Source organism: Agrococcus sp. TSP3-2-1 (assembly GCF_049897585.1).
In the GTDB taxonomy this organism is placed as follows: domain Bacteria; phylum Actinomycetota; class Actinomycetes; order Actinomycetales; family Microbacteriaceae; genus Agrococcus.
Map to the genome: position 1 here is coordinate 1 of NZ_JAFCWN010000004.1, position 25518 is coordinate 25518.

Genomic DNA, 25518 nt, shown 5'->3' on the forward strand with positions numbered 1-25518 from the left:
GACGACGAGTTGCTCGCGTTCGGCACGGTTAAGGGTGCCGGAGCAAAGCACGCCCCGAACTCGCCCGAGATTCCGCGGCTAGATCAGGATCCCATCCACACGTTTTGGCCTATAACCCGAGATCGCCGGTCGCGTCAGCCCGAGACCTCGTCGGCCTCGGGGTCGCCGCTGCGGCGCAGGATGCGCTCGGCGAATGCCGTCTCGATGCTCTCGAGCACGAGGTAGACGGTCGTCGCCACGAACGGCGAGAGCAGCCACGCGACACCGCCGTCCAGGAGGTGGAGCACCGGCAGCGCCGCAGCGAGCCCCACGAGGACGGAGACGATGTTGAGGCTCGTCGCGAGCGCGAGGGTCTGCGTCGGGTGCTGCGGCATCGCCTTGCGGAACCCGCTGGAGAGCACGCCCGTGAGCGCCGTGAACGACAGCACCGCACCTGCCGCGTACAGGAAGATCTCCGGCACGCCCGGCGCCCCCTCGACCGTCTGCGTCAGGCCGAACGCCACGGTGACGAGGATCGAGAAGCCGAAGGTCGTGCTCTCGCGCCCCGTGGTGCTGCGCAGCGCGCGGAGGAACGTCGCGGAGGGCCGCGTCTCGTCGGTGTGAGGGCGTGACATGCCGCCATCGTAGGTCTCGCGCGTGGTCGTCGGCGGTGAGCGGGTCTCAGGGGGTCAGTCTCGGTAGAGGTCGCCCGCGAGGTACTTGAGGCCGGTGTCGGTGGCCACGGTCACCACCGTCGCGCCCTCGCCGAGCTCGAGCGCGAGGCGCGTCGCGCCCGCGACGTTGAGGGCGCTCGATGTGCCGGCGAAGACGCCCTCCTCGCGCGCGAGGTGACGTGCGAGCGCGCGCGCCTCCGCCTCGTCGACGGTGCGCGCCTCGTCGAAGGTGCCAGGCAACAGGAGCGGCGGCACGATCCCGGTCGCGATGCCCTCGACGCGGTGCGGGCCGGCGCGGCCCTCGGTCAGCATCGGCGACGACGTCGGCTCGAGCGCGACCACGCTCGGCGGATGCGGCTGCTCGCGAAGCGCGGCGGACGCGCCCACAGCATGCCGGCCGTGCCGACACCCGCGCAGAACGCGTCGACGCGACCGCCGTCCGCCCGCACCGCCTCGAGGATCTCGCGCCCGAGCTCGGCGTAGCCGACGAGCGCATCGGCGTTGTGGAACTGGTCGACCCACCAGGCGTCATCACGCTCGACGATGCGCTCGACCTCCTCGCGCATCCGCACGAACAGATCGGGCGTGATGCGCCCGCCGTCGCTCTCGACGAGCGTCACGTCGGCGCCGAGCGCCCGCATGGTGTCGAGCTTCTCCTTCGCGAACGCGTCCGACGAGACGATCGAGAGCGCATGGCCCTTCACCGCGCACACGAATGCGAGCGACGAGCCGGTGCTGCCGCCGGAGTACTCGACGACGCGCCTGCCCGGCCGCAGGTCGCCGCGCCGCTCGGCCGCCTCGACGATCGCCCGCGCCATCCGGTCCTTGTAGCTCCCGGTCGGGTTGCCGCCCTCGAGCTTCACGAGCACGTTCGCTGCCCCGGGCGGCACGACCCGGCGCAGCTGCACGAGCGGCGTGCCGCCGATCGCGTCGAGCGGCGACGAGAGGATGCCGTGCTCGCCCATACGCCCTGCTTCCCGCGGAAGTGCGCCGCTCGAGCGCGGCGCTCGCTCCAGTCATGCCACACGGGCGCGCCCGCGACAAGCCCGTGCTTCGCTCGACACCCGCTCCGAGCCCGACTGCCTAGACTTCGGCGCATGGACCTCGCCGTCATCGCGTGCATCGCCGCCGCGCTCGCCGCAGCCGTGCACGGCTACATCTTCGTGCTCGAGACGCTCCGCTGGGAGGAGCCCGGCACGCGTCGCGTCTTCGGCACGACACCCGAGCAGGCGGCGCACTCGAAGCAGCTCGCCGCGAACCAGGGCGTCTACAACCTGCTGCTCGGGATCGCCGCGCTCGCCGGCGTCATCCTCGTCGTCACGGGCCTCCGCGGCCCGGGCATCGCGCTGCTGCTGACCATCACCGGCATCATGCTCGCCGCGGCGCTCTACCTCGTCGTGAGCGATCGCTCGAAGGGGAGGGCAGCCGTTGTGCAGGGCTTCTTCCCGCTCGTCGCGGTCGTCACGGGCCTCGTCGCCCTCGGTCAGAGCGTCTGATGCCCGGCATCCGCACCGCCGCTCGCGTCCTGCTCGGCGCCTCGCTCGTGTTCGCCGGCGCCAGCCACCTCACGTTCGCGCGCGACGAGTTCCGCGCCCGGGTGCCGGAGCTGCTCATCGCGTGGGCGCTGTGGTCGACGCGAAGACCGCGCCGCTGACCGCTCAGTCCTTGCGCGGGAAGATCCCGAGGAACTTCCGCTTGCCCGCTGGGCGATCCTCGCTCGAGGCGCGGACCGAGGCGCGAGCGTCGCCATCGCGCGCCGAGCGCGAGCTGCGACCGTCGTCGCCGTCGCGACCCCGGGCATCCGCGTCGTCGTGGGCGCCGTCGCTGTGCTCCTCGCGGATCTCGCGGCCCTCAGCCTCGAGCTTGTCGCGCGCCTCCGCCTTCTTCTCGACCTTCTTCGTCGAGCGCGGCGGCAGCTGGATGGTCTCCTCCGCCTCGATGCCGGTCTGGAGCTGGCGTGCCCGCTCCGTCTCGGCGTCGACCTCCGCGCCGAGGATCAGCACGATGTTGAAGATCCAGAGCGCGAACAGCAGCGCCATCACCGTGCCGATCGTGCCGTAGGCGCTGTAGCCGGTGAGGAGCGTGAAGTAGAGGAAGAGCCCGACGGCCGCGAGCGCGATGCCGACGATCGCGAAGATGGAGCCGAGGCTCACCCACGTGAACTTCGGCTGCTGCACGTTCGGGGCGAGGTAGTAGAGGAGGGCGATCATCGCGACGACGATCGCGAGCATCACCGGCCACTTCACCCACGCCCAGATGGGCAGGAATGTCTGCAGCATGAACGCGAGCAGCCCGCCGAGGCCGAGGGGCTCGGCGATGGGGCCGAGCACGCCCTCCACGAGCGACTCGTTGAGCGCGAGCGAGACGAGCAGCAGCACGACGCCCACGAGGAGCGCGATCGTGATGAGGAGCATCGTGGCGGTCTGCTTGATGAGGCCGCGGCCCTCCTCCATGCCGTAGATGATGTTCATCGACCGCGAGAACGCCTTGACGTAGGCGGACGCCGACCACACCGCCGTCGCGATGCCGATGATGAGCGCGATGACGCCGCCGGTCGCCGAGCTCGTCATGGTCTCGACGAGGTCGACGACGAGGGACCGGTAGTCCTCCGGCACCCGCTGGGCGAGGTCGTCGACGAGGCTCGTGACGGTGCTCGCGTTGTTCGCGAGCACGAGCGCGATGATCGAGAAGACGGCGAGCAGGCCCGGCGCGAGCGAGAGCACCATGTAGTAGGTGAGCATCGCCGCGAGGTCGGTGCCCCCGTCGGTGCCGAACTCCTTCAGGGCGCGCTTGAGCGCGTACTTCCAGCTCGCGCCCTCGAGCTTGGGCGGGGAGTCGGGCTTCGCGTCGTGGTCCGGGGCGGGGGCGTCCGCGGCATCGAGTGTCGCGTCGAGGCGGTCGCTGCTGTCCGACATGCGGTTCTCCCATCATCGTCCGGGAGTCCCCGGTGCGGGCGACTGTACCCCAGCGAGCCGAGGCGAACTTGGGAGTCGACACGGGGTCGAGCCACAGGATGCGCGGGAGACGGGAAGAGCCCGCGCCGCGTCGATCCGACGTCAGCGCGGGCCCCGATGCCGCCGGCTCAGGCCTCCGCGGAGACCTTCGCGCGCGCCTGCTGCAGCGCGCCCGGCCGCGGCTCGATCTCGACCGCCGGGTCGTGCTGCGGGTCGGCCGGGAGCAGCACGCCGTCGAAGAACTCGGCGAGCAGCTCCGGGCGCTCGAGCGGCAGCACGGCGGCGACGAACATGTCGGGCCGGACGACCACGACGCATCCTTCGCGGCTGACCCCGCGGCGCTCGAAGATGTCGTCCTCCGGATCGGCGGCGTAGACGAGCTCGTCGTCGCGCAGCTGGAAGGGGCCGAAGCGCGGCCGGAAGACGTCGTCGACGTCGTGCGGCTCGACGGCGTCGTGGTGCTGCTGCCACACGACCTTGACGTCGAAGACGCTGCCGGCGTCGTCGCCCTCGCGGCGCGTGCGCACGTACGGCGAGTCGGGCGAGGTGCGCAGCCACTGCGCCCACCCCTCGATCGCGCCGCCCTGCCCGGGCGCCTCGCGGCCCGCGAAGGCGTAGAGCCGCCAGCGGCCGTCGGCCCGCATGTGGTGCCCGAGCTCCATCGGCACCGCGTCGCACACGCGCACGACGGGCGCCGACCAGCAGCGCTTGCCGATCGGGAAGCCGGTCGCGAGGTGCTGGTGCTCGCCCGCCTCGACGATCATCGAGGGCGCGTAGTGCGTGCCGAAGCCCGAGGCCTGCACCTCGCTCTTGAGGTAGTGCGCCGTGACCTCCTTGGGGTCGACGCCGCCGAGCTCGGGGTGCTCGGGGTCGAGCACCTTCGCGCCCATGAGCGTCGACCACTCGCGGTCGAAGTCGATGAGCTTCTGCGCGACGTCCTGGCGCTCGACCGAGTAGGTGTCGAGCAGCGACTCGGGGGAGCGGCCGGTGAGCACCGAGCCGAGCTTCCAGCCGAGGTTGAAGGCGTCCTGCATCGAGACGTTCATGCCCTGGCCGGCCTTCGCCGAGTGCGTGTGGCACGCGTCCCCCGCGATGAACACGTGCGGCTCGACCGTGCCGCGCTCCTCGGGCTTCACGTCGTCGAAGGTGTCGGTCAGGCGCTGCCCGACCTCGTAGATGCTCCACCAGGCGACGTCGCGCACCTCGAGCCGGTACGGGTGGAAGATCGACTGCGCGATCTCGACGATGCGCTCGAGCGGCGTCTCGCGCACCTTGCCGTGGTCCTCGGGCGCGATGTCGCCCATGTCGACGTAGATGCGGCACAGCGCGTTGCCCTCGCGGGGGATGAGCAGGATGCTGCCCGCCTCCGACTGGATCGCGCACTTCGTGCGGATGTCGGGGAAGTCGGTGTCGACGAGCACGTCCATGACGCCCCACGCGTGGTTGCGCGAGTCGCCGAGCAGCTGCCCGCCGATCGACTTCCGCACGACCGAGCGCGCCCCGTCGCAGCCGACGGCGTACTTCGCCCGCACGACGCGCTGAGCGCCGGCATCCGCGCCCGCCGTGCGGCGCAGGGTCGCCTTCACGGGATGCGTCTCGCCGTCCTCGACCTCGAGCCCGAGCAGCTCCCACCCGAAGTCGGGCGTCATGCGGCTCGGCGAGTTGGCCATGTACTCGCAGAAGTAGTCCTGCACGCGCGCCTGGTTGCAGATGACGTGCGGGAACTCGCTGAGCGTCGAGCCCTCGACGCCCGCGGAGTCGGGCGTCGACTCGGCGCGGTAGATGCGCGAGCGGTCGGCGGGGTCGGGGCGCCAGAACTGCATCTCCGTGATGCGGTACGCCTCCTGCAGCAGCCGCTCGGCGAAGCCGAACGCCTGGAAGGTCTCGATCGAGCGGGCCTGGAGGCCGTCGGCCTGGCCGAGCTCGAGGCGGCCATCGCGACGCTCGATGATGCGCGTGTGCACCTCGGGGTACATCGACAGCTGCGCGCCGAGCAGCACGCCCGCCGGACCGGTGCCGACGATGAGCACGTCCATCTCGTCCGGGAGCTCCGCGGGCCGGTCGAGGCCGATGCCCGCGGCGGGGAGGATGCGCGGGTCGCCCTTGACGTAGCCGTGGTGGTGGAACTGCATGAGCTTCTCCTTCGAAGGATGTCTAGTAGCTGTCTGCCGCGGCGCGCGAGTCGCGGATGCGGGCGACGGCCGCCTCGGAGCCCCGCGCCATGAGCGTGACGTCGGCGGCGACGAACACGAACGCGGCGCCGCGCGCGAGCACGCGGTCCTGGTCGGCGTCCGCGAAGGCGTTGACGCCGACCGGCTTGCCCGCGCCGCGCACGGCGTCGATCGCCGCGTCGACCGCGGCGACCACCTCGGGCGCCCCCGGGGAGCCGGGGTAGCCCATCGAGCCCGCGAGGTCGGCGGGGCCGATGAAGACGGCGTCCACGCCGTCGACGGCGGCGATCTCGGCGGCGTTCGCCACCGCATCCGCCGTCTCGATCTGCACGGTCACCGACACGTGGCGGTCGGCGTCGCCGACGTAGCCGGTCGCCCGGCCCCAGCGCGCCGAGCGCGCGAGGGCCGAGCCGATGCCGCGCGTGCCGGGTCGCTCGCCCGCGGCGCCCGGGTAGCGGGCCGCGCGCACGGCGCCCTCGGCATCGCCGGCGGTCGACACCATCGGCACGACGATGTTCTGCGCGCCGAGGTCGAGCACCTGCTTGATGCGCACGGGGTCGTTCCAGGGGATGCGGACGATCGTCGTGACCGGGTAGGCCTCGGCGGCCTGGAGGATCTGCAGGATGTCGCGCAGCTCGATCGGCCCGTGCTCGCCGTCGACGAGCAGCAGGTCGGCGCCCGAGCCCGCCATGAGCTCGGCGGCGACGGGGCTCCCGGATGCGTTCCACAGGCCCACGAGGGGACGGTCGGCACCCGCGAGCACGTCGCGCAGGGTCGGCTTCAGCGCCGTCATCGGAACGCCACCTCGACCATCCCCGCGTCCTGGAACTCGACCCGCACGCGGTCGCCCGGGTGCACCCACACGGGGCGCGTGAACGAGCCGGCGAGGATGAGCTCGCCCGCCTCGAGCCGGTCGCCGTGCTGCGCGAGCTTGCCCGCGAGCCACGCGACGCCGCGCGCCGGGTGGCCCAGCACGCCGCCCGAGACACCGGTCTCGACCACCTCGTCGTCGACGAAGCACTGCGCGCCGATCCAGGCGAGGCTGCGGTCGCGCGGACCGAGCTCGACATCGCCGACCACGACGGCGCCGAGCGCGGCGTTGTCGCTGATCGTGTCGACGATCGTGCGGCCCGCGAGCTCGATGTGCGAGTCGAGGATCTCGAGCGCGGGCACGACGACCTCGGTCGCGTCGAGCACCTCGTCGATCGAGAGGCCCTCGCCCTCGAGCGGCGAGCGCAGCACGAAGGCGAGCTCGACCTCGACGCGCACGTTCGACCACTGCGCGTGCTCGACCGTCTCGCCCGAGCGGTACGCCTGGTCGGCGAAGATGACGCCGTAGTCGGGCTCGGTGATGCCCGTCGCATCCTGCATCGCCTTGCTCGTCAGCCCGATCTTGCGGCCCACGAGCCGGGCGCCGGCCTCCTCGCGGCGACCGCGCCAGATGCGCTGCACCGCGTACGAGTCCTCGATCGTCGCCTCGGGGTATCGGGTCGAGATCCTCTCGATCGTGCCGCGCGAGCGCGTGGCCTCCGCGAGCTCATCGGCGATCGCCGCGACGGTCGCGTCGTCGAGGCCTCGGCCCGGTCGCAGGTGATCCGTCGTCACAGCTGGTTGCCGATCTTGAAGCCCTTCGCGGCCTCGCCCTTGTAGGTGCCGTCCTCGTCGCCCTTGCGCGTGTACGAGAAGCCGTCGGCGCCGACGGTCACCTCCATCTCGCTCGAGTCGGTGCGCTCGACGATCTCTTGCGGCTTGCCGTCGAGGTCGAGCACCGGCGAAGCCTCGGTGTACCAGGAGGGCACGACCGGGTTGCCCCACCAGTCGCGTCGCTGGTTGTCGTGCACGTCCCACGTGATGACGGGGTTGTCGGGGTCGCCGGTCCAGTAGTCCTGCGTGTAGATCTCGACGCGGTGGCCGTCGGGGTCGGTGATGTAGAGGTAGAACGCGTTCGAGACGCCGTGCCGGCCGGGGCCGCGCTCGATGTGGTCCGACATCCGCAGCGCGCCGAGCTTGTCGCAGATCTGGATGATGTTGTGCTTCTCGTGGGTCGAGAAGGCGATGTGGTGCATGCGCGGCCCGTTGCCGCCCGTGAGCGCGGTGTCGTGCACCGTGCCCTTGCGGTGCATCCACGCGGCGTAGGTGACGCCCTGGTCGTCCTGGATGTCCTCCGTGACGCGGAAGCCGAGGTCCTCGAGGTACTTGCGGCCGCGCGGTACGTCGGGGGTGACCTGGTTGAAGTGGTCGAGGCGTACGAGCTCGCCCGCCGAGTAGAGGTCGTAGCGTTGGTGCAGCCGCTCGACGTGCTCGGTGGCGTAGAAGAACTCGTACGGGAAGCCTAGCGGGTCCTCGACGCGCACGCTGTCGCCGAAGCCCCGCTGGAAGCCGTCCGCACGACGCTCGGTGCGGCATCCGAGCTCCCGGTAGTAGGCCTCGGCGCGGTCGACGTCCTCGGGGGTGCGCACGCGGTAGGCGAAGGCGGCGACGGCGGCGACGGGGCCCTTCCGCAGCACGAGGTTGTGGTGGATGAACTCCTCGAACGACCGCAGGTAGATCGCCTCGTCGTCCTCTTCGGTCACGTGCAGGCCGAGCACGTCGACGTAGAAGGCGCGGCTCGCGGCGAGGTCGGTGACGACGAGGTCCATCGCCGCGCAGCGGATGATGTCGGGCGCGGGGACGGAGGGCTTGGGGATCTCGTTCATGGTGCTGCTCCTTGGCAGGGGAGGGTCAGGCGGATGCGCCGAAGCGGGTGGTGTGGACGTCGCCGAGCGTGATGTGCACGGCCTGCTGGTCGCTGTAGAAGTCGAGCGAGCGGTAGCCGCCCTCGTGGCCGAGGCCCGAGGCCTTGACGCCGCCGAAGGGGCTGCGGAGGTCGCGCACGTTGTGGCTGTTGAGCCACACCATGCCGGCCTCGACGTCCTGCGCGAACAGGTGGGCGCGCTTGAGGTCGTTCGTCCAGATGTAGGCGGCGAGGCCGTAGCGCGTGTTGTTCGCGAGCTCGAGCGCCTCCTCGTCGGAGTCGAACGGGGTGATCGCGACGACCGGGCCGAAGATCTCCTCCTGGAAGATGCGCGCGTCGGGCGCGACGTCGGCGAAGACGGTCGGGGCGACGTAGTTGCCCTCGGGGAAGCCCTCGGGGCGGCCGCCGCCCGCGAGGAGGCGGCCCTCGCCCTTGCCGATCTCGACGTACGACATGACCTTGTCGAAGTGCTCGGGGTGCACGAGCGCGCCGACCTCGGTCTTCGGGTCGCCGGGGTCGCCCACGACGATGTTCCTCGCGCGCTCGGCGTAGCGCTCGACGAACTCGTCGTAGACGCTGCGCTCGACGAGGATGCGGCTGCCGGCGGTGCAGCGCTCGCCGTTGAGCGAGAACACGCCGAAGAGCGTCGAGTCGATCGCGGCGTCGAGGTCGGCGTCGGCGAAGACGACGGCGGGGCTCTTGCCGCCGAGCTCCATCGAGAGCGCCTTGAGGTGCGGGGCGGCGTTGCCGAAGATGAGCTTGCCGGTGCTCGACTCGCCCGTGAACGAGATGAGCGGCACATCCGGGTGCTTCACGAGCGCATCGCCCGCGGTCTCGCCGAAGCCGTTGACGAGGTTGAAGACGCCGCGCGGCAGCTCGGCCTCCTCGAAGATGCCGGCCCACAGCGACGCCGAGAGCGGCGTGAACTCGGCGGGCTTGAGCACGACGGTGCAGCCCGAGGCGAGCGCGGGGCCGAGCTTCCACGACTCGAGCATGAAGGGGGTGTTCCACGGCGTGATGAGGCCCGCGACGCCCTTGGGCTTGCGGTTGACGTAGTTCACCTGCGTGCCGGGCACCTTGTAGGTGTCGTCGCGACCGGCGACGATGAGGTCGGCGAAGAAGCGGAAGTTCTCGGCCGCGCGCTGCGCCTGGCCCCGCGCCTGCGCGATCGGCAGGCCGGAGTCCCACGACTCGAGCTGCGCGAGCTCCCGGTCGCGCGACTCGACGATGTCGGCGATGCGAGAGAGGATGCGCGCGCGCTCGCGGTTCTTCATGCGCGGCCACGGTCCCTCGTGGAACGCCCGGCTCGCGGCGGCGACGGCGAGGTCGATGTCGGCCTGCTTGCCCGAGGCGGCGACGGTGTAGTCCTCGTTCGTGACGGGGTTGAGCACGCCGAACGTGTCGCCGTCGACGGACGCGACGCGCTCCCCGTCGATGTAGTGGGGGATGAGCTCGGGGATGCCTGCGGGCTGGTCGGCCATGATGGCTCCTTGTCTGTTCGGTTCGTCGCCGCGGGTGGCGGCTCGGGGCTGTCGGCAGCTCAGGGCTTGGGCTGCGTGCGGTGCAGGTAGGCGTCGGGCGTCGCGAGGCGGTGGGCGCGCACGGCGAGCTCGATGCGGCGCGGGTCGGCGCCCTCCTCGATGAGCCCGAGGATCGCCTCGTGCTCGTCGATCGCCGGCCCGGCGCGGTTCGGCACGAACGAGAAGGTCGACTGGCGCAGCCTCGCGAGGCGCTTCCAGCACGTGTCGATGACGTCGCCGAGCACCTGGTTGGGGCAGACGTCGGTGAGCCGCCGGTGGAAGGCCTCGTTGAGCGCGGTGAACCGCACGGGGTCGAAGTCGGCGAGCGACTGCCGCATCTCGTCGTTGATCGCCTGCGCCGCCGCGACGTCCGAGGCGGAGTAGAGGCCTGCGGCGAGCGAGATCGCGGCGCCCTCGACGTAGGAGAGCGTCTCCATCGTGTCGTGGTACTCGAGCTCGTCGATCTCGGCGACGCGCGCGCCGATGTTGCGCTCGAAGGTGACGAGCCCCTCCGCCTCGAGGCGGCGGATCGCCTCCCGCACCGGCACGACGCTCATGTCGAGCTCGCGGCCGATCGCGTCGAGCACGAGCCGGAAGCCGGGGGAGTAGGTGCCGTCGACGATGCGGTCGTGCAGCAGCCGGTAGGCGCGCTGCGACTTCGAGGGGGCGACGGTGCCGCCCGACTCGGCGGCGGCAGCGGTCCGCGAGCGGCGGCCGCTCACGACCCCTCCGACTGGGCCGTCTCGGCCTCGTACTTCGCGCGCCACTCGGCATCCATGGGGAAGAGCCCCTGGACGGGGTGGCCGGCCTCGACCTGCGCGGCGATCCACTCCTCCTCGGCCGCCTGCTGCAGGCACTCGTCGACGAGCTCGCGCGCGAGCGCCGGCGGGATGACGAGCACGCCGTCGTTGTCGCCGACGATGATGTCGCCCGGCTGCACCGTCGCGCCGCCGCACGCGATCGTCTCGTCGAAGGACCACGGCACGTGCAGTCGCCCGAGCACCGCCGGGTGGCCGCCGCCGTGGTACGTCGGCACGCCGATCTCGGTGACGACGTCGAGGTCGCGCACGCCGCCGTCGGTGACGAGGCCCGCGGCGCCGAGGTGGCGGGCGCGGAGCGCGAGGATGTCGCCGAGCGTGCCCGAGCGGTTGTCGCCGCGCGCCTCGATCACGACGACCTCGCCGGGCTGCAGCGAGTCGAACAGGCGCTTCTGCGCGTTGTAGCCGCCGCCGTGGCGCTTGAAGAGGTCCTCGCGGTTCGGCACGTAGCGGAGCGTGCGCGCGGTGCCGACCATGCGCTTGCGCGGCTGCGTCGAGCGCAGCCCGTCGATCGAGACGTTGTTGAGGCCGCGCTTCCGCAGCCCCGAGGAGAGGGTCGCGAGCGCGACGCGCGAGAGCTTGTCGCGCAGGTCGTCGTCGAGCACCGGCGCGGTCGGCTCCTGGAACTCGGCGATCGGGCGGCCGGATGCGTCGGCCCACTGCTCGGGGGTCGGCTTCGGCTGGGCGGAGTAGGCGGGCAGCCGCTGCTCGCCGACCCGCACCGTCGACGCGAGCCGCCCGGTCGAGAGCCGCTCGCCGTCGAGGGTCGTCGCCGTCACCTCGACCTCGACGCGCTGGCCGGGGGAGAAGGTGGAGGCGTTCGCGGGGGTGCCGGTGAGGATGACGTCCCCGGGCTCGAGCGTGATGAGCTGCGAGAGGTCGCTCACGATCTGCGGCAGCGAGAAGACGAGCGTCGAGGTCGAGTCCTCCTGCACGAGCTCGCCGTCGAGCCACGTGCGCACCTCGATCGCGAGCGGGTCGATGCGCGTGGCGTCGAGGAGCGCCGGGCCGATCGGCGTCATGCCGTCACCGCCCTTCGAGCGGAGGTTGGAGCCCTTGTCGACCCAGCGGAGGTCGAAGACGCCGAGGTCGTTCGAGGCCGTGACCGACGCGACGTGCGCCCACGCATCCGCCTCGTCCACCGCTCGCGCGTGCGAGCCGATGACGATCGCGATCTCGCCCTCGAAGCCGAAGATCTCGGTGCCGGCGGGCACGACGACCTCGCCGCCGGTCGAGAGCGACGTCTCGGGCTTGAGGAAGTAGCCCGGCGCCTCGGGCGTGCGGCCCTTCTGCGCGGCGCGGGCGCGGTAGCCGATGTGCATCGCGAAGACCTTGCCGGGCCGAGCGCCGAGCAGGCGCCACGCTGCCTCGGCGGGGGCGAGGGTCTCGGTCGGGAGCTGCGACGATGCATGCATGTCGGCATCGTATACGATTCCGAATCTGGTCTGCAAGAGCCGCTGAGCACCGCTCGCCACCGGAGGCTCAGCGTCCGCGCAAGACGGTTGTCTTCGTGCACGAAATCGTATATCTTCCAGTCAGTCCCGGCACCGAGCCCTCGGCGCCCTTCCCCTGACAAAGGAGTCAGCGTGTCTCACAGCACGACGCCTCACACCTCCGCTCGAGAGCGGAACAAGGTCCTGGCCGCAGTCGTCGTCGGCACCACCATCGAGTGGTACGACTTCTTCATCTACGCCTTCATGGCGAACCTGGTCTTCGCGCAGCTCTTCTTCGAGCCGGCGGGGCCGGGCCTCGGCCAGATCATCTCGCTCGTCACGATCGGCATCTCGTTCCTCTTCCGTCCGCTCGGCGCGTTCCTCGCCGGCCACTTCGGCGACCGGATCGGCCGCCGCCCGATGCTCGTGCTGACGCTCCTGCTCATGGGTGTCGCGACCACGCTCGTCGGCGCGCTGCCCACCTACGAGCAGATCGGCATCCTCGCGCCCATCCTGCTGATGTTCCTCCGCATCCTGCAGGGTCTCTCGGCCGGTGGCGAGTGGGGCGGTGCGGTGCTCATGGCCATCGAGCACGCGCCCGCCAACCGCCGCGGCCTCTTCGGCTCGTTCGTGCAGGCCGGCGTGCCGATCGGCATGCTGCTCGCGACCGGCATCCTCGCGGCCATCCGCGCGATGTTCCCGGGCGACGCGTTCCTCGAGGTCGGCTGGCGCATCCCGTTCTTCATCTCGATCGTCCTCGTGCTCGTGGGCTACCTCGTGCGCCGCTCGGTCGACGAGTCGCCGGTGTTCCAGGAGATCAAGGAGACGGCGCAGGAGCAGTCGGCGCCCATCGTGCAGGTCTTCAAGAAGTACGGCCTCGTCGTGCTCTTCGCCGCGATGGTCTTCATGGCCAACAACGCCACCGGCTACATGACCACCGGCGGCTACGTGCAGGGCCTGGCGTCGCGCCCGGTCGACGCGCCCGTGCCGGGCCTCGGGTTCGACCCGGTCGGCGTGCAGCTCGCGACCTTCGCCGGCTCGCTCTCGTGGCTCGTGTTCACGTTCGTCGCAGGCTGGGCCTCGGACCGCATCGGCCGCAAGCCCCTGTACCTGATCGGCTGGGCGGCGCTCGCAGCGGGCATCGTGCCGCTCTTCCTGCTCGTCGAGACGGGTGTCGCGGGCGTGGCCTGGGCGACGATCCTGCTGGGCGTCGGCCTCGGCCTCACGTACGGCGCGCAGGCCGCGTGGTACGCGGAGTCGTTCCCGGCCTCGGTGCGCTTCTCGGGCGTCTCGATCGCCTACGCGATCGGTGCGGTGATCGGCGGCGCGTTCGCTCCGACGATCGCGCAAGCGCTGCTGCAGGCGACCGGCTCGACGTGGGCGATCGTCGGCTACCTGCTGGCGACCGTCGTGATCTCGGTCATCGGCACGCTGCTGCTCAAGGACCGCACCGGCATCCCGCTCTCGATCGAGTTCGAGAAGTCGGGCAAGTGGGACGAGTGGAAGAAGGGCGACGAGTTCATCGCGCTCTCCGAGGTCGACCGCGAGGCGGCCGTCGAACGCTGACCCATGCCACACAGGACGGCCCCGCCCTCGTGGCGGGGCCGTTCGGCGTGCCGGGCAGGATCGGTCAGCGCTCGACGCGCGGGTCGTCGATCGGCGTGCCGGGCTCGTAGGGCCCGAAGAACAGGTCGGCGCCGTCCTGCGTGAGCGCGGTGCCGGAGGCCCGCTCGCCGTCGAACGCTGCGATCGTCGCGAAGGCGAGACGCGCGCCCGGCTCGTGGGGGTCTGCGATCTCGAGCCGCCAGCCGCCCGGCGACTCCACGATCGACGGCTCCGCGATCACGAGGCGCAGCATCCCGCCGTGCGCTGTGAGCGTCACGGAGCCGAGGAACGCGCCTTCGGCGCCGGTCGTCCTCGACCCGGCGGGGAAGCGGAAGGCCTCGCCCTCGGCCGTTGCGCCGTCGGCGGCCTCGACCGTGCCCGCGCCGCGGCCGCGCACGTAGTCGATCAGCGACGCCTTGATGCCCCAGACGAGCGCGGTCACCGCCGACCCGGCCAGGGCAGCGAGCGCGCGAACTCGATGAGCGCGCGGGTGCGGGCCGTCGGCTCGGGCGCGGCGGGCCAGATCACGTCGATGCCGACCGGCGGCACGCGCGGCTCGATCTCGAGCATGGCGACAGGGTGGCCCTCGTAGCTCGCGGGGTTCGCGGGCCGCTGCACGAGGATGCCGTAGCCCAGGCCGCGGCCGACGAGCGCGCGCACGGCCTCGGAGCTCTGCACTCGATGGCGCACGCGCGGCGTGACGCCCGCCGCCGCGAAGAGCGAGCGGGTGTGCTCGCTCGAGGGCGGCGCGTCGAGCAGGATGAGGTCGCGCTCGGCGAGCTCGGCGAGCCAAACCGAGCCGCGGCCGGCGAGCGGGTCGTCGCCCGCGACCACGACGTGCGCCGGCAGCGCGAAGAGCTTCGCCCGGTGCGGCTCGCCCGGCACGAGGGTGTCGTAGACGAACGCCACGTCGATGCGACCCGACTCGAGCCGGCCCTCGAGCCGGTCGTGCGTCGCCTCGACGATGTCGAGCTCGACCCGCGGATGCGCTCGGCCGAAGCCGGCGAGCAGGGGCGGGAGGATCGTCGGCGCGAGCGTCGGGTAGCAGCCGATCGTGACCGGCCCGACGAGCTCGCCGGGGGCGCCGCGGAGCGAGGTCTCGAGCTCGCGAGACGTCGCGAGCAGCGCGCGGGCGCGAGCCACGACATCCGCCCCCGTGCTCGTGAGCGTCAAGCCGCGCGCCCGGCGGCGCACCGTCAGCTGCGAGCCGAGCTCGCGCTCGAGCTCGCTGATCGCCTCGGAGATCGCGGACGGGGAGACGTGCAGGCGCGCTGCGGCGGCCGCGATCGTGCCCTCGTCGGCGGCGCACACGAGGTAGGAGAGCTGGCGCAGGGTGAACGCGGGCGCGTCGAGGGCATCCATGTTCGACTCCTCCGATGTAGAACGTACGATACATCCGCTTTCGCCAACGTAGCCGGTGGCGGATGATCGGGGGAGGACCGATCACGAGGATGTGCTCCATGCCGACCGAAGCTCCCGTCGCCGAGTGGGTGACGATCCCCGACCTGCACCGCGACCCGTTCCCGATCTACGAGCGGCTGCGCGCCGAGGGCGGCGTGCACTGGGTGCCCGCGGTCGGCCGCTACCTCATCACCTCCTACCAGGCGGTGCACGAGACCGAGCTCGACCAGGACGTGTTCTCGGCGAACGAGCGGGGCTCGCTGCAGATCCGCGCGATGGGCCACTCGATGCTCCGCCGGGACGGCCCCGAGCACTACCTCGAGCGGAAGGCGTGGCAGCCGGCGCTGCGACCCGGCGTCGTGCAGCGCGTGTGGCGCTCGAAGTTCGAGCGGAACTCGGAGCGCTACCTCGACGAGCTCATCGAGAAGGGGCCCGGCGCCGACCTGATCTGGGACTTCGCCGCGCCGTACGCCGCCGAGAGCCTGCGCGAGATCATCGGCCTGCACAGCGCCGGGCAGGAGGACCTGCAGCGCTGGTCGCAGACGCTCATCGACGCGACCGGCAACTACGCCGACGACCCCGAGGTGTGGGCGAAGGGCCTGCGCTCGTTCGACGAGGTCGACGCGGCGCTCGACGAGGTGCTGCCGTGGCACGCGGCGAACCCGAACGAGTCGCTGCTGTCGCAGCTCCTGCGCATCCCCGACTACGAGATGCCCATCGAGCGCATCCGCGCGAACGTGAAGATGACGATCGGCGGCGGGCTCAACGAGCCGCGCGACGCGCTCGGCGTGGCTGCGTGGGCGTTGCTGACGCACCCCGAGCAGCGGCGCGCCGTCGAGGCCGACCCGTCGCTCTGGAACGCCGCGTTCGACGAGACGATCCGCTGGGTCGCGCCCATCGGCCTCTACTCGCGGCAGGTCACGCGCGACACCGAGCTCGCCGGCGTGCGGCTCCCCGCCGGCGCGCGCCTCGGCATCTGCATCCTCGCGGCGAACCGCGACGAGCGCGTGTGGCAGGATGCCGACCGCTTCGACGTCCGCCGCGAGGTCAAGCCGCACCTCGCCTTCGGCAAGGGCGTGCACGTGTGCCTCGGCGCATGGGTCGCGCGCTCGGAGGTCGCCGACGTGGCCCTGCCGATGCTCTTCGAGCGCTTGCGCGGGCTCGACGTCGTGCCCGACGCGCCGCCCGCCATCGCCGGCTGGGTCTTCCGCGGCATGACGAGCCTGCCGGTGCGGTGGGACTCGGTCGCCGAGCCCGCGACGACCGCCGCGGCGCCCGTCGCCGCCTCGCAGGCCGCCCCGCGCATCGCGATCGTCGGCGCCGGCCCCGCGGGCTGCTTCGCGGCGCAAGCGCTCCGCCGCCGCTTCCCGGCCGCCGAGCTCGAGGTGCTCGACGCGCTGCCCGTGCCGTACGGCCTCGTGCGCTCGGGCGTCGCCGCCGACCACCCCGGCACGAAGTCGGTCGCGCGACAGTTCGACCGGCTCTTCCAGCACGAGGGCGTGCGCTTCCGGGGCAGCGTGCGCGTCGGCGACGACGTGCCGCTCGACGCGGTGCGCGAGGCCTACGACGCCGTCGTGCTCGCGACCGGGCTGCGCGCCGATCGGCCGCTCGGCGTGCCGGGCGACTCGCTCGCGGGCATCCACGGCGCCGGACGCATCACGCGCCTGCTCAACGCGCACGCCGACGAGGGCGAGGCGCCCTCGCTCGGCGAGCGCGTCGTGGTCGTCGGCCTCGGCAACGTCGCGATGGACGTCGTGCGCATGCTCGCCCGCGACGCCGAGGGCCTCGACGGCACCGACGTCGACGACGAGGCGCACGAGCGGCTCGCTGCCGCCGTGCGCACGATCCACGTCGTCGGCCGCAGCGCCCCGAGCGACGCGCGCTTCGACCCCGTCATGGTGCGCGAGCTCGCGAGCCTGCCGGGCGTCGCCCATCGCGTGCACGGCGTCGCCCTCGACGGGATCGAGGCGGGCAAGGACGCGCGAGCGGATGCGGTGCGCGACCTGGTCGCGGAGCCCGCCGCGGCGCCGCGCGTCGAGGTGCACTGGTGGTTCGGGCTCTCGCCCGAGCGCATCGAGGGCGACGGCCGCGCCGAGCTGGCCGTCTTCCGCGGCGCCGACGGCGAGATCGCGCTCGAGGCGGACGCGATCGTCACGGCGGTCGGCTTCGCCGCGAGCGACGACTGCCTCGCCGAGCCCGGTGCGCACCCGAGCGGCCGGGTGGAGCCGGGGCTCTACACCGCGGGCTGGCTGCGGCGCGGTCCGCGCGGCACGATCCCCGACCAGCGCACCGACGCGCGCGAGCTCGCCCGGCTCATCGCCGACGACCTCGAGGCGGGCGCGATCGCGATCGGGCGCGAGGGGCTGCCGCCGGTCGAGGGGGAGACCGACTTCGAGGGTTGGCGGCGCATCGACGTGCGCGAGCAGCTCTGCGCCGCGCCGGGCCGCTCGCGCTCGAAGCTGCGCTCGCGCGCCGAGCTGCTCCAAGCGGCGCGCGACGCGTCGATCCCGCTGCCGGCGGTCGCGACCGAGGAGAGCGCGTCGGAGGGCGCGGGGCTCCCCGTGACGGTGCTGTTCGGCACCGAGTCGGGCGGGGCGGAGCTCGTCGCCGACGAGCTGCGGCGCGGGCTCGCGAGCCGTGCGGCCGTCGAGGTCGTCGACGTCGCCGACGTCGCGCCAGGTGACCTCGACGCGAGCCGCCTGCACCTGCTCGTCTGCTCGACGTACGGCGACGGCGAGGTGCCGACGAGCGCCCGAGCGTTCCTCCGCGCGCTCGTCGAGGATCGGCCGGACCTGCGCGCGCTGCGCTTCGCGGCATTCGGGATGGGCGATCGCAGCTACACGAAGACCTACTCGCGCGGCAGCGAGCTCGCCGCCGAGGCGCTCGCGGCGTGCGGCGCCGAGCGGGTCGGGGAGTACGGGCGGCACGACGCCGGCGGGCCGGTGCCGGCGACCGAGGCCGCGCTCGAGTGGGCCGAGGGGGTGCTCGCCGAGGCGGCGGTGCCCGTCGGCTGAACCGCCGGCCGGTCGGCTGGCCCGGCGCCTCAGTCCTCCTGCGGCGGCAGCGGCACCTTCGGCAGCTTCTTGACCCGTGCGCGCCGCTTCGGCCGCGCGGGGATCATCGAGCGCATCTCCTCGAGCCGGCCGAAGCACAGCAGCCGGTCCTCGGCGTGCAGCACCTCCGAGCCCTTCGGGTTCGGGATGACGGCCGTGCCGCGGTGGAGCGTGAGCACCGTGATGTCGCGGTCGCGCAGGCCCGACTCGTCGAGCCGCTTGCCGACGAGGTCGGCGTCGCCGTGCACCACGAGCTCGGCGACGCCGAAGCCGGTCGAGACGGCGAGCCGCTCGCGCACGTCGATCTGCGGGAAGGCGACCTGGTCGTCGATGTAGTCGATGATCGCGCCGGCGACGTCGAGCCGCGTCGCGCGCTCGATGCCCTCGAGCCCGGGGGAGGAGTTGACCTCCATCACCTGCGGGCCGTCGTTGCCCTCGAGCATGTCGACGCCCGCGACCTTGAGCCCCATGATCTGCGCGGCGCGCACCGCGACGCGCTCGAAGTCGGGGTCGAGCGTGACCGGCTCGACGCTGCCGCCGCGGTGCACGTTCGAGCGGAACTCGTCGCCCTGGGCGCTGCGCCGCATCGCCGCGACGACGCGATCGCCCACTACGAGCGCGCGGATGTCGCGGCCCTTGCTCTCTGCGACGAAGCGCTGGATGAGCACTTGCTGCTTCGTGCTCTGCAGCGTCTCGATGATCGCCTCGGCGACCTTGATCGTCGGCGCGAGGATGACGCCGATGCCCTGCGTGCCCTCGAGCAGCTTGAGCACGACGGGGGCGCCGCCGACGCGCTCGATCGCGGGGATCACGTCGGCCCGGTCGCGCACGAACGTCGTGGGAGGCATCCCGATGTCGTGCCTCGCGAGGATCTGCGTCGCCCGCAGCTTGTCGCGCGAGTTCGCGATGCCGTTCGCGGTGTTGGGCGTGTAGACGTCCATCTGCTCGAACTGCCGCACGACGGCGGTGCCGAAGTAGGTGATCGAGTTGCCGATGCGCGGCAGGATCGCGTCGTAGTCGGTCAGCTGCCGCCCGCGGAACTGCAGATCGGGAGCGTCGCTCGAGAGATCGATCGCGAAGCGCAGGGTGTTGAGCACCTTGACGTCGTGGCCGCGCTCGGCGGCCGCGGCGCGGAGCCGGCGGGTGCTGTAGGCGCGCGGCGCGCGCGAGAGGATGGCGAGCCTCATGCGAGGTCGACCTGCCTTCCTGCTTGGATGGGGGCCTATGGGCGACGACCATCCTCGCAGGCCTGCGATCGCCGGCTGGCGCGAATGGGTCGGCCTGCCGCATCTCGGCGTGCCGCACGTGAAGGCCAAGCTCGACACGGGCGCGCGCACGAGCGCGCTGCACGCGTTCGACATCGTCGAGACGACGCGGGACGGCGCCGACTGGGTGCGCTTCTCGGTGCACCCGTGGCAGCGCTCGGACGCCGACGCGGTCGACGTCGAGGTGCCCGTGCACGACCGCCGGCTCGTGCGCTCGTCGACGGGCCACGAGCAGGAGCGCATCGTCATCCGCACGGCGCTCGAGCTGCTCGGCCGCGAGGTGCTCACCGAGGTGACGCTCGCGCGCCGCGACGAGATGGGCTTCCGGCTGCTCGTCGGGCGCGAGGCGCTCCGGCAGGGCTTCGCCGTCGACTCGGCGCGCTCGTACCTCGGCGGGCGGCCCGCGCGCGCCGTGCGGCTCAAGAACCGGGGGCGCGCCGGTGCGTGAGTCGTTCGCGATCGGCGGCGTGCGGGTGCGCGCCGGGCAGGCGAGGGGCGTCGAGCTGCCGATCGCCCGGCTCGTCACGGGCGGCGACGTCTCGCTCCCCGTGCGCGTGCTGCACGGTCGCGAGGAGGGACCGGTCGTCTGGATCGACGCCGCGATCCACGGCGACGAGGTCGTCGGCGTCGAGGTCATCCGGCAGGTGCTCGCGCAGGTGTCGCCCAAGCAGCTCCGCGGCACGCTCATCGCCGTGCCGGTCGTCAACGTGCTCGGCTTCCTGAACGGCGACCGCTACCTGCCCGATCGCCGCGACCTCAACCGCTCGTTCCCGGGCTCCGCGCGCGGATCGCTCGCGAGCCGCATCGCCCACTTGCTGATGACCGAGGTCGTCGGGCGCTGCGACGTCGGCATCGACCTCCACACGGGCTCCGACCGGCGCGACAACCTGCCGCAGATCCGTGCCGACCTCGACGATCCCGAGACGCGCCGGCTCGCCGCCGCCTTCGGCGCGCCCGTCATGCTGCACGCGAAGCTGCGCGACGGCTCGCTGCGCCAGGCCGCGCGCGAGGCCGGCGCGATCGCGCTGCTGTACGAGGCGGGCGAGGCGCTGCGGCTCGAGCAGGAGCCGATCGAGGTCGGCGTCGCCGGCGTGCTGCGCGTGCTCGCCGCGCTCGGCATGCTCGAGGCCGACGAGGCGGCGGATGCGTCGGCCGAGTGCCGCGCGAGCGGCTGGGTGCGCGCTCGCGGCACGGGCATCCTGCACCTCGACGTCGAGCTCGGCGACCGCGTCGAGTCGGGCGCGCGGCTCGGCCGGGTGGCGGATGCGCTCGGCACGGGCGGCCGGATCGTGCGCGCCGACCGCGACGGGATCGTGATCGGCCTCACGCGGGCGCCGATCGTGCACGCGGGCGACGCCGTCGCGCACCTCGCAACCCCCGAGCCTGAGGCATCTTCAACCGGGTAGTCGGGTGGGCGAGCCGAATGCTGCCGCGCCCTACCGGCTGCCCGGTTGAGTCGGGCTCAGCTCGTGGCGCAGCACCGGCGGTCGGCGCGAGGGGCAGCGCGGCGCGGGTCCGGCGGGCGCTAGGCGAGCAGGGCGATCGCGCCCGTCACGATGAGCGCGAGGCCGCCCGCGAGCGAGAGACCGATGATCGACCACTTCACGACCGCGCGGTTCACGAGGTGCGCGAGCCGGTTGCCGAGCAGCACGCCCGCGACGACCGGGACGACGAGGAGCGCCCACCCCCACCAGGGCCACGCCGGCGCGCCCGCCGGCGCGACGAGCGGTCGGATCGCGACGATCACGCCGCTCACGATCACCCAGAACGGCTGCATCGTCGCGACGAAGGTGCGGTCCTGCCAGCCCGAGAGCAGCGTGTAGATGCCGAGCGCGGGGGCGCCCATGCCGACGCTCGCGTTGAGCACGCCGATCGTCGCGCCCGCGGCGACGCGCAGCGGCGGCCCGTCGAGCGCTCGCGCGCTGCTCGTGAAGGCGACGGAGACGACCACCCCGATGACCGCGATGACGCCCACGATGACGCGCAGCGCATCCGTGTCCGCACCCTTCGCGAGCAGCAGCCCCGGCACCATCATCGCGACCGCCGGGACCGCGAGCCACGCGAGCCGTCGCCAGTCGATGTCGCGCCAGACGTTCGGCAGGATCACGAGGCACGCGAGCGCGCCGTAGAGGTTGACGACGAGCACCGCCGCGAGCGGGCCCGCGACGAGCGCGACCGCGGGTGTGACGACGAGGCCCCAGCCCATGCCGATCATGCGCTGTCCCGCGGCGCCGATGAGCACGGCGACGGCCGCGACGACGAGGGAGAGGAGGTCCACGGCCGTCAGCGTAGGTGCTCAGGGGGATGCGCGACGGTGCAGGCGCGCCGAGTGCGCGATCGGCTGCGGCTCGGCGGTGATGAGCTCGCGGAAGCCGGGGCACTGGGCGAAGTCGCTGTGGGTGCACGACTGGAGGTGGCGGATGACGGCGAGCGCGGCCTCGAGCTCGGCCTGCTGCCGCTCGAGGAGCCGCTCGACTGCGTCGTCGTCGGCGGCGGCCCCGCCGGGCTGCAGGCCGCGCTCACGCTCGCGCGCGTGCACCGCTCGGTCGCGCTCGTCGACGCCGGTCCGGGCCGCAACGCATCCGCAGCCCACATGCACAACGTCGTCTCGCGCGACGGCACGCCGCCGGCGGAGTTCCGCGCCGTCGCGCGCGAGCAGCTCGCGGGCTATGGGACCGTGCGGCTCATCGACGACCGGGTCGCCTCGGCCGAGGTCGGGGACGACGCCGTCGCGGTCGAGCTCGGCAGCGGCGAGCGGCTCGACGCGCGCTTCCTGCTGCTCGCGACGGGCGTCGCCGACGTGCCGCTGCCGCTCGGGCTCGCGCGGCACTGGGGCAACCAGGTCGCGCACTGCCCGTTCTGCCACGGGCACGAGCTCGGCGCGCGCGTCGTCGTGCTCGGCGGCGAGCCGCAGCGCGAGCACGCGGCGCGCATCATGGCGGGCGTCGAGGTCGACGAGCGGCGCGCGACCGGCATCGTCGAGGAGGGCGGCAGGCTCACGGCGATCGAGCTCGAGGGCGGCGCGGTGCTGCTGTGCAGCGGCGTGCTCGCGGGCGGCGACGTCCGGCAGGGGTCGTCGCTGCCGGCGGCGCTCGGCTGCGCGCGGCGGCCCGACGGCACGATCGAGGTCGACATGCTCGGCCGCACGAGCGTGCCGCGCGTGCTCGCCGCGGGCGATGCCGCGCTCTCGGGCGGGCACTCGGTCATCGCGGCAGCGGCGGCGGGGCAGCTCGCGGCGGCGGGGATCGTGCGGGAGCTCATCGCGTGAGCCGCGGGTCGGTGTGCGGGGTGCGGTCACGCCGCGGCGAGCAGCCCCGCGACGCCGGTGCCGATGACGGCGACGCCGCCGACGATCGAGAGCACGACGACCGCGGCGCGCGCGACGCCCGCCGGCACCCGGTGGGCGATGCGGTGGGCGAGCAGCGTGCCGAGCGCCGCGGCGGCCGAGGCGCCCGCCCACGCCCACCACGGCCACTCGGGGAAGCCCTCGGGCACGAGCACCGCCCGCTGCCCGAGCGTCATGAGGTTGAGGACGACCCAGAACGGCTGCATGGTCGCGGCGAGCACGAGCGGATCCCACCGACTCACGAGCGCGTAGATGCCCACGAGCGGGGCGCCGACGCCGACGGCGGCGTTGAAGCCGCCGATCGCGAGGCCGGAGCCGATGCGCGTGCCCGGGCCGTCGAGCGTGTGGCGCGAGCGCGTGAAGACGACGGAGATCAGCACGCCCGCGATCGCGAGGAGCCCGACCGCGATGCGGAGCGCATCCGCCGACACGACGCGCGCCAGGAGCAGCCCCACCACGCTCGCGGGCACCGCGGGCAGGAGCAGCCACGCGAGCCGCCGCCAGTCGACGTCGCGCCACACGCCCGGCAGCATGAGCGAGCACGCGACGACGGCGAAGATGCAGTTGAGCGGCACAGCCGCGATCGGTCCGGCGACGATCGCCGAGACCGGGCCCATCACGAGCCCGAAGCCGAGGCCGACGACGCGCTGGGCGACCGTCGCGACGAAGATCGCCGCCGCGTAGAGCAGCAGCGTGAGCGGATCGATCACGCGGTCGCGCCCGGGCGGCGCGCGGCCATCAGTGCTCGCCGATGGGCAGCGAGTCGCCGTTCTCGAGGCGGTGGTGCGTGCCCCCGTGCTCGGCGGCGGCCGCCTCGATGCGCGCGTGCGCCATGCCGAGGCCCATCGGCGAGAGCGGTGCGTCGTGCACCGCGAAGGTCGCGCGCGGCGCGACCGCCGTGACGAAGTCGATCACCTCGCCGATCTTGAGCCACGGCGCGCCGGCGGGCGCGGCGAGCACCTCGACCTTGACGTCGGGCGTCGCGTACGAGTCGCCCGGGTAGTAGAAGCGCTCGTTGACGAGCACGCCGAGGTTGTCGACGAGCGGGATCGAGCGGTGGATCTCGGCGTGCGTGCCGCCGAAGAAGCGCAGCCGGAAGGGGCCGGCGGTGACGCGCTCGCCCGCCTCGACGACGGTGACCTTGAACTCCGACGCGGCGGCGGCGACGCCAGCGGGCGCGTAGATCGGCGTGCCGGGGTTGGCCGCGAGCAGCTCGCGCAGCCGGCCCGCGTCCCAGTGATCGGCGTGCTCGTGCGTGATGACGATCGCGACGAGGTCGGGGGCCGAGACGGGGCCGGTCTGGTTGCCGGGGTCGATGACGAGCTGGCGTCCGTCCTCGTCGAGGATCATGCAGGCGTGCTCTCGCTTGGTCACTCGCATGGCATCCACGATAGGCGGTGCGCTCGGCGAGCGCAGGCGCTCGGCGCGGGCACGCGCTTCGCCTAGGCTCGCAGCCGTGCACATCGTCGTCGCCTCGAAGCCTGCCGACCGACCCGGTCGAGGCGGTGCGATCGGCGCGCGGACGGCTGCGCGCCTCGCCGAGCTCGGGCACGAGGTGCGGCACGTCGCGGCCGCCGACTACCGCGGTCAGCTCGAGCAGACGCGCTTCGCGATGACGACGGCGGATGCGCTCGTCGTCGTGGGCGGGGACGGCATGGTGCACCTCGGCGTCAACATCGTCGGCGGCACGTCGAAGCGCCTCGTCGTCGTGCCCGCGGGCAGCGGCAACGACTTCGCCGCCTCGCTCGGGATCCGGAGCGCCGAGCAGGTGCTCGACGGGCTCGAAGCGGCGCTCGACGGGAACGCTGAGCGCTTCGACCTCGTGCGGATCGAGCACCCGGACGGGGTCTCGCTCGCCGCTGGCGTCGTCTCCGTGGGCTTCGACGCCGACGTCACGGTGCGCTCGAACCGGTTCACGCGGGTGCCGAGCGCGCTCCGCTACCGCGCCGCGATCGTCGCGACGCTCCTGCGGCCGCGGCACCGCACGTTCCGGATGCGCTTCGACGGCGGCGAGGAGCGCTCGTGGCGCACCCTCATCGCGGCGATCGCGAACAACGGCACGTTCGGGGGAGGGGTGCCGATCGCGCCGAGCGCGTCGCTGCACGACGGGCGGCTGACGGCGGTGCTCGCCGATGAGGTGTCGTACCCGCGCTTCCTCATCACGCTCGCGAAGGCGATGCGCGGCACGCACGAGGCGGATCCGCGCGTGCACATCCTCGATTGCGAGTCGGTCGACATCGCGAGCGACGACGCGGTGACGGTGTGCGCGGACGGCGAGATCGTGGGCCGGCTGCCGGTGCGCTGCACCGCGATGCCCGGCGCCCTGCAGGTGCTCCGCGCGCCCTGACCGGTCCGTGCTCGCTCGATTTGGCGCACGCCCGGATCGTGTGGCACACTATCCAGGTTGCTTTCGCGAGCGAGAGCAGCACGGCCCCATCGTATAGCGGCCTAGTACGCCGCCCTCTCACGGCGGTAACGCGGGTTCGAATCCCGCTGGGGTCACACCAGAAGCGCCCTCGGTCTCACGGCCGGGGGCGCTTCGCCGTTCCCGGCCCGGTCTCGCGA

Annotated in this window: 23 protein-coding genes, 1 tRNA gene and 1 pseudogene; 9 read left to right on the top strand and 16 right to left on the bottom strand. The window is 72.9% G+C overall.

Going from position 1 to position 25518, the window contains the following annotated elements; all coding sequences use genetic code 11:
* Positions 1–134 precede the first annotated feature (134 nt).
* The gene (locus ACP7BI_RS06785; RefSeq protein ID WP_425844601.1) at positions 135–614 is read right to left on the bottom strand and encodes a hypothetical protein; all 480 of its coding nucleotides are present in this window, start codon (positions 612–614) and stop codon (positions 135–137) included.
* Between the two features lie 54 nt (positions 615–668).
* A pseudogene (locus tag ACP7BI_RS06790) lies at positions 669–1618 on the bottom strand (PLP-dependent cysteine synthase family protein).
* A gap of 132 nt (positions 1619–1750) precedes the next feature.
* Here ACP7BI_RS06790 and ACP7BI_RS06795 point away from each other — a divergent pair.
* Together ACP7BI_RS06795 and ACP7BI_RS06800 are read left to right on the top strand one after the other, a co-directional pair.
* Positions 1751–2149 carry a DUF1304 domain-containing protein gene (locus tag ACP7BI_RS06795; protein WP_425844602.1) on the top strand — a complete coding sequence of 133 codons (399 nt, stop codon included), beginning with the start codon at positions 1751–1753 and terminating at the stop codon, positions 2147–2149.
* Positions 2149–2307 (top strand): hypothetical protein, encoded by a 159-nt coding sequence (locus ACP7BI_RS06800; RefSeq protein WP_425844604.1) that lies wholly within the window; start codon positions 2149–2151, stop codon positions 2305–2307. The genes ACP7BI_RS06795 and ACP7BI_RS06800 overlap by 1 nt, the downstream gene beginning before the upstream one ends.
* A 4-nt stretch (positions 2308–2311) precedes the next feature.
* Here ACP7BI_RS06800 and ACP7BI_RS06805 read toward each other — a convergent pair whose 3' ends face one another.
* The 8 genes from ACP7BI_RS06805 to ACP7BI_RS06840 form a co-directional block, all read right to left on the bottom strand.
* A complete protein-coding gene (locus tag ACP7BI_RS06805) occupies positions 2312–3568 on the bottom strand; it encodes a YihY/virulence factor BrkB family protein (RefSeq protein ID WP_425844605.1) in 1257 nt (418 codons plus the stop codon).
* 167 nt (positions 3569–3735) lie between these two features.
* The gene (locus ACP7BI_RS06810; protein ID WP_425844606.1) at positions 3736–5739 is read right to left on the bottom strand and encodes an FAD-dependent monooxygenase; all 2004 of its coding nucleotides are present in this window, start codon (positions 5737–5739) and stop codon (positions 3736–3738) included.
* Between the two features lie 22 nt (positions 5740–5761).
* A complete protein-coding gene (locus ACP7BI_RS06815; RefSeq protein ID WP_425844607.1) occupies positions 5762–6571 on the bottom strand; it encodes an HpcH/HpaI aldolase family protein in 810 nt (269 codons plus the stop codon).
* Positions 6568–7383, bottom strand: coding sequence for a 2-keto-4-pentenoate hydratase (locus ACP7BI_RS06820; protein ID WP_425844608.1), 816 nt, complete (start codon positions 7381–7383; stop codon positions 6568–6570). The genes ACP7BI_RS06815 and ACP7BI_RS06820 overlap by 4 nt, the downstream gene beginning before the upstream one ends.
* On the bottom strand, positions 7380–8474 hold the full coding sequence (gene hpaD / locus ACP7BI_RS06825) for a 3,4-dihydroxyphenylacetate 2,3-dioxygenase (protein ID WP_425844609.1): 1095 nt from the start codon (positions 8472–8474) through the stop codon (positions 7380–7382). Before hpaD ends, ACP7BI_RS06820 begins: the two co-directional genes overlap by 4 nt.
* A 25-nt stretch (positions 8475–8499) precedes the next feature.
* The gene (gene hpaE, locus ACP7BI_RS06830) at positions 8500–9993 is read right to left on the bottom strand and encodes a 5-carboxymethyl-2-hydroxymuconate semialdehyde dehydrogenase (RefSeq protein WP_425844610.1); all 1494 of its coding nucleotides are present in this window, start codon (positions 9991–9993) and stop codon (positions 8500–8502) included.
* 59 nt (positions 9994–10052) lie between these two features.
* Positions 10053–10754 carry a GntR family transcriptional regulator gene (locus ACP7BI_RS06835; RefSeq protein WP_425844611.1) on the bottom strand — a complete coding sequence of 234 codons (702 nt, stop codon included), beginning with the start codon at positions 10752–10754 and terminating at the stop codon, positions 10053–10055.
* Positions 10751–12265 (bottom strand): fumarylacetoacetate hydrolase family protein, encoded by a 1515-nt coding sequence (locus ACP7BI_RS06840; protein WP_425844613.1) that lies wholly within the window; start codon positions 12263–12265, stop codon positions 10751–10753. Before ACP7BI_RS06840 ends, ACP7BI_RS06835 begins: the two co-directional genes overlap by 4 nt.
* Positions 12266–12436: 171 nt before the next feature.
* Here ACP7BI_RS06840 and ACP7BI_RS06845 point away from each other — a divergent pair, with 171 nt between their 5' ends.
* Positions 12437–13849 (top strand): MFS transporter, encoded by a 1413-nt coding sequence (locus tag ACP7BI_RS06845; protein WP_425844614.1) that lies wholly within the window; start codon positions 12437–12439, stop codon positions 13847–13849.
* A gap of 64 nt (positions 13850–13913) precedes the next feature.
* Here ACP7BI_RS06845 and ACP7BI_RS06850 read toward each other — a convergent pair whose 3' ends face one another.
* Together ACP7BI_RS06850 and ACP7BI_RS06855 are read right to left on the bottom strand one after the other, a co-directional pair.
* Positions 13914–14330 (bottom strand): HtaA domain-containing protein, encoded by a 417-nt coding sequence (locus ACP7BI_RS06850; protein WP_425844615.1) that lies wholly within the window; start codon positions 14328–14330, stop codon positions 13914–13916.
* Entirely contained in the window at positions 14327–15250 is a 924-nt protein-coding gene (locus tag ACP7BI_RS06855; protein ID WP_425844616.1) for a LysR family transcriptional regulator, read from the bottom strand. Before ACP7BI_RS06855 ends, ACP7BI_RS06850 begins: the two co-directional genes overlap by 4 nt.
* A 98-nt stretch (positions 15251–15348) precedes the next feature.
* Between ACP7BI_RS06855 and ACP7BI_RS06860 the strand changes: the two genes are divergently transcribed.
* Positions 15349–18303 (top strand): cytochrome P450, encoded by a 2955-nt coding sequence (locus tag ACP7BI_RS06860; RefSeq protein ID WP_425844617.1) that lies wholly within the window; start codon positions 15349–15351, stop codon positions 18301–18303.
* Between the two features lie 29 nt (positions 18304–18332).
* Here the strand turns inward: ACP7BI_RS06860 and ACP7BI_RS06865 are convergent, their stop codons facing one another.
* A complete protein-coding gene (locus ACP7BI_RS06865) occupies positions 18333–19529 on the bottom strand; it encodes a RimK family alpha-L-glutamate ligase (RefSeq protein ID WP_425844619.1) in 1197 nt (398 codons plus the stop codon).
* Positions 19530–19566: 37 nt separating this feature from the next.
* Between ACP7BI_RS06865 and ACP7BI_RS06870 the strand changes: the two genes are divergently transcribed.
* Both ACP7BI_RS06870 and ACP7BI_RS06875 read left to right on the top strand, forming a co-directional pair.
* Positions 19567–20055 (top strand): ATP-dependent zinc protease, encoded by a 489-nt coding sequence (locus ACP7BI_RS06870; RefSeq protein ID WP_425844621.1) that lies wholly within the window; start codon positions 19567–19569, stop codon positions 20053–20055.
* The gene (locus ACP7BI_RS06875; protein WP_425844623.1) at positions 20048–21013 is read left to right on the top strand and encodes a succinylglutamate desuccinylase/aspartoacylase family protein; all 966 of its coding nucleotides are present in this window, start codon (positions 20048–20050) and stop codon (positions 21011–21013) included. Before ACP7BI_RS06870 ends, ACP7BI_RS06875 begins: the two co-directional genes overlap by 8 nt.
* A gap of 119 nt (positions 21014–21132) precedes the next feature.
* On the opposite strand, the gene ACP7BI_RS06880 is transcribed toward ACP7BI_RS06875, so the two are convergent.
* Positions 21133–21885 (bottom strand): TSUP family transporter, encoded by a 753-nt coding sequence (locus ACP7BI_RS06880; RefSeq protein ID WP_425844624.1) that lies wholly within the window; start codon positions 21883–21885, stop codon positions 21133–21135.
* 117 nt (positions 21886–22002) lie between these two features.
* On the opposite strand from ACP7BI_RS06880, the gene ACP7BI_RS06885 reads away from it, so the two are divergent.
* On the top strand, positions 22003–22875 hold the full coding sequence (locus tag ACP7BI_RS06885) for an NAD(P)/FAD-dependent oxidoreductase (protein ID WP_425844625.1): 873 nt from the start codon (positions 22003–22005) through the stop codon (positions 22873–22875).
* A gap of 26 nt (positions 22876–22901) precedes the next feature.
* Here ACP7BI_RS06885 and ACP7BI_RS06890 read toward each other — a convergent pair whose 3' ends face one another.
* Positions 22902–23663, bottom strand: a complete 762-nt coding sequence (locus ACP7BI_RS06890; RefSeq protein WP_425844626.1) for a TSUP family transporter — start codon at positions 23661–23663, stop codon at positions 22902–22904.
* A 28-nt stretch (positions 23664–23691) separates the two neighbouring features.
* The gene (locus tag ACP7BI_RS06895; RefSeq protein ID WP_425844628.1) at positions 23692–24333 is read right to left on the bottom strand and encodes an MBL fold metallo-hydrolase; all 642 of its coding nucleotides are present in this window, start codon (positions 24331–24333) and stop codon (positions 23692–23694) included.
* A gap of 76 nt (positions 24334–24409) precedes the next feature.
* On the opposite strand from ACP7BI_RS06895, the gene ACP7BI_RS06900 reads away from it, so the two are divergent.
* Positions 24410–25300: a diacylglycerol/lipid kinase family protein gene (locus ACP7BI_RS06900; RefSeq protein WP_425844630.1), complete on the top strand. Its 891-nt coding sequence runs from the start codon at positions 24410–24412 to the stop codon at positions 25298–25300.
* Positions 25301–25382: 82 nt separating this feature from the next.
* Positions 25383–25455 (top strand) — tRNA-Glu (locus tag ACP7BI_RS06905).
* Positions 25456–25518 lie beyond the last annotated feature (63 nt).

What these genes read in the sequence shown, in the direction of transcription:
- ACP7BI_RS06785 (WP_425844601.1), bottom strand. Translation starts at nt 614, where the DNA reads ATGTCACGCCCTCACACCGACGAGACGCGGCCCTCCGCGACGTTCCTC.
- ACP7BI_RS06795 (WP_425844602.1), top strand. Translation starts at nt 1,751, where the DNA reads ATGGACCTCGCCGTCATCGCGTGCATCGCCGCCGCGCTCGCCGCAGCC.
- ACP7BI_RS06800 (WP_425844604.1), top strand. Translation starts at nt 2,149, where the DNA reads ATGCCCGGCATCCGCACCGCCGCTCGCGTCCTGCTCGGCGCCTCGCTC.
- ACP7BI_RS06805 (WP_425844605.1), bottom strand. Translation starts at nt 3,568, where the DNA reads ATGTCGGACAGCAGCGACCGCCTCGACGCGACACTCGATGCCGCGGAC.
- ACP7BI_RS06810 (WP_425844606.1), bottom strand. Translation starts at nt 5,739, where the DNA reads ATGCAGTTCCACCACCACGGCTACGTCAAGGGCGACCCGCGCATCCTC.
- ACP7BI_RS06815 (WP_425844607.1), bottom strand. Translation starts at nt 6,571, where the DNA reads ATGACGGCGCTGAAGCCGACCCTGCGCGACGTGCTCGCGGGTGCCGAC.
- hpaD (WP_425844609.1), bottom strand. Translation starts at nt 8,474, where the DNA reads ATGAACGAGATCCCCAAGCCCTCCGTCCCCGCGCCCGACATCATCCGC.
- hpaE (WP_425844610.1), bottom strand. Translation starts at nt 9,993, where the DNA reads ATGGCCGACCAGCCCGCAGGCATCCCCGAGCTCATCCCCCACTACATC.
- ACP7BI_RS06840 (WP_425844613.1), bottom strand. Translation starts at nt 12,265, where the DNA reads ATGCATGCATCGTCGCAGCTCCCGACCGAGACCCTCGCCCCCGCCGAG.
- ACP7BI_RS06855 (WP_425844616.1), bottom strand. Translation starts at nt 15,250, where the DNA reads ATGGATGCCCTCGACGCGCCCGCGTTCACCCTGCGCCAGCTCTCCTAC.
- ACP7BI_RS06860 (WP_425844617.1), top strand. Translation starts at nt 15,349, where the DNA reads ATGCCGACCGAAGCTCCCGTCGCCGAGTGGGTGACGATCCCCGACCTG.
- ACP7BI_RS06865 (WP_425844619.1), bottom strand. Translation starts at nt 19,529, where the DNA reads ATGAGGCTCGCCATCCTCTCGCGCGCGCCGCGCGCCTACAGCACCCGC.
- ACP7BI_RS06870 (WP_425844621.1), top strand. Translation starts at nt 19,567, where the DNA reads ATGGGCGACGACCATCCTCGCAGGCCTGCGATCGCCGGCTGGCGCGAA.
- ACP7BI_RS06895 (WP_425844628.1), bottom strand. Translation starts at nt 24,333, where the DNA reads ATGCGAGTGACCAAGCGAGAGCACGCCTGCATGATCCTCGACGAGGAC.